Source organism: Ligilactobacillus murinus DSM 20452 = NBRC 14221, from assembly GCF_001591685.1.
GTDB classification, from domain to species: Bacteria; Bacillota; Bacilli; order Lactobacillales; family Lactobacillaceae; genus Ligilactobacillus; species Ligilactobacillus murinus.
The window spans coordinates 1-2,675 of the sequence record NZ_BCVJ01000094.1 but is presented as its reverse complement, the minus strand read 5'-3'; the positions used below and the strand labels follow the sequence as shown (position 1 = coordinate 2,675).

Genomic DNA, 2,675 nt, shown 5'->3' with positions numbered 1-2,675 from the left:
CAAACTGCGATTGATTATCGTAATCGATAAAGCCTATACCGTAAGCATTTTTATTTTGCTTATCGGCTATGATAAATCCAATCACATCATCAACTGAAAAACTTGTAACACATACTATCCCTTGCGTGCTTGGTACTAGGTCTATGACTGCACTATCTAGCTCTTCTCGTTCTAAACGAACAGTCTCATACACCGTGTTTTCATCATCAACAATCACATCCATCACTAACTCAAGTTCAAGTATCAAAGCTCTTTTAGCTGCTTTAAATTTTATCAATATCAATACCTCCCCAGTCATTTGCTAGTAAACTTCTAATGCTATCACCGTAAATAATGCTATCCAATAAATAAATCTCCATCATGTCACCTGCTTTCTTTAATTTATGTGTAAACTTAAGATCATTCTTTGATGGGTTCGTATTACCCGACGGATGATTATGAACGACGATAAATCTGATCGAATTAGATAGTAGTAACGGCTTAAACACTTCTCTTGTTGAAACAGTCGATTGATTGAGCGTACCCATAGCAACTATGCTAATAACTGTGGGTTTATTCTTCGTATCCAATCCAATAACTAACATCATCTCTCGGTCTGCTTCTTTTAAAAATGGTTCTACTAAATTTACTGTGTCATACGGCGTTGAAATAGCACTTGCGCTTAGTTGTTCCCAACCTTCTATCTTAATACGTTCCTGCTTCAATCTTATGAACTTGACAACTTCTTTCTTCAAAATTGACCCTCTCCTTTATTTAGAAATCAATGCAAAATAAAAAGAGCAAGCCACATTATAGTAGCTTGCTCATAATTAAAATATATATTTGAAAATTACTTTGGTTACGTCTTAGAACTAAATACTTTTATTTCTCAACTCATTCTTAGTTTTGCGATAATACCGTTTACTACGTCATTAATTGTTTCAAGATCAGCAGTAAACCATTCGCGAGGATGGTCAGCAACTACAATAAAATTCATTATTTCAGTATTTACATCAGTTGTTTATTTTATCTTGGTATAAAGCTCTTTTATTTTAGTTACCCAATTGTCTATCGCAAAGTGTTCTTTGATAAATTGACGATTTTCAATACTTTCTAACATAACTTGAGATTGTTCTTTTTCATAAACTAGATCAATTTGAGACGCTAGACTATCAACATCCTCCTTAGTAATCCATTGAATATATGGAACCACTTTTAATACATTTTGTCCTGGAATATCTGAAGCAATAACACTTGTTCCACAGTAAGCTGATTCAATTACTGCATACCCAAACGCCTCTGATCGTGAAGGAGATAAGAAGACAAACGACTTATGATAAAAATCTTGCACATTTTGCGTAACTGGTAATATATTTACAAAATTGGGGATCTCCCCAAAGTCTTCAATAATAAGTTTCTCCGTTCTATCAATAAAATGCGTTAAAATATCTAACTGTATCTTAGAAACATATTTGCTACTTGCAATTGCTTTAATAGCCAAGTCTACCCCTTTACGGCGGTAATCAGTACCCATAATCAGTGCATGTCTTTTACTATCAATTGAATTCTCAGTAAAATTATCCAAACGATCTGTAAAGATAGCATTTTCAACTAATACAACTTGCTCTTTAGGTACTACCTTAGTTAAATCTTTTCTTACATCTGGACTGACCGCTATAGATTTAATCCCTCGCAACCTACTATGATAAAATCGTTTAACTCCTCCTAGATTATAAACAATTTGTGAAACTAAGCGTTTTATTCGATAATTAGAAAAACCTGGGCGTCGCATATGTTCATGGAAAAATATTTTTGCCCCGTACTGATTAGCAAATTCTGCTAAACGACTTAATTGCTGTAGTGATTCCATAAAATGTAAATGTAAAATTGTATGTTCATCAATGATATTCTTTAAACTAATTTCAATATTAGATTCATCAAATTCTGTATAAATCACTTTGTATTCACTAAGATCAATCTCCCACTTTTTATTAGATGCTATATTGGGAAATAAATAGATGCTTTGAATACCATCAATAGATAAATTTTGTGAAAGTTTTGCTAATGATGCTAAGAAGTTGCCACCATAATTTGCGGCATAATTACATATAAAGATAACTTTTTTTATTTCCACGCCCATATACTCCTATAACCTGCTTGCACTTGTACAGATAATTTCAGACACTCTGTACGTTAATTTATCAACTAATAACTCTATTTTCAGCCAAATAAACACTCTTTGTCGCAACCATTCAAGCATTGAGCATATCAAATAAATAACTAAACTAATCAATGAAGTACTCAATAATAAATTTACTGGGGCAACACTGGCCAAAAAATGTAAATCTGTTCCGCAAAATATGTTCGGTCACCATCGGCTGAAGATGAATCAAATAGACACCAAATGTTAAGGGAGCTAATCGCTTTATATATTTCACACCTGTCTCCCTGGTATATATTGTCGGAAGTAATTAGATAACGCAATTCCCATAAACAATATTTGTTGGTGCTGGATAGTTTACTAGTATTCTCCCATGACCCTCTTCGCCTCCAAATGCTAAAAGAAAATAAACGAAAGTAGGGCTAGTCCTGTAAAAACTAGTCAATCACGCTTCCATAAATTCCATCCATATAATCTGATATAACCATCTATAATATATTTAAATTCAATAGTTATTATAGTTTTTATTCTCCTG

General features: G+C 33.0%; 3 protein-coding genes. All 3 read right to left on the bottom strand.

The annotated features are described in order from the left end of the window. Window positions 1-277 (bottom strand): hypothetical protein (locus LMU01S_RS09830; RefSeq protein WP_082783051.1); only part of this gene is annotated, 277 nt, incomplete at its 3' end. Further along, a complete protein-coding gene (locus tag LMU01S_RS09825) occupies window positions 264-734 on the bottom strand; it encodes a JAB domain-containing protein (protein ID WP_056959137.1) in 471 nt (156 codons plus the stop codon). The genes LMU01S_RS09825 and LMU01S_RS09830, both read right to left, overlap by 14 nt. 266 nt (window positions 735-1,000) lie before the next feature. Then, a complete protein-coding gene (locus tag LMU01S_RS09820; protein WP_162258480.1) occupies window positions 1,001-2,113 on the bottom strand; it encodes a glycosyltransferase family 4 protein in 1,113 nt (370 codons plus the stop codon). Window positions 2,114-2,675 lie beyond the last annotated feature (562 nt).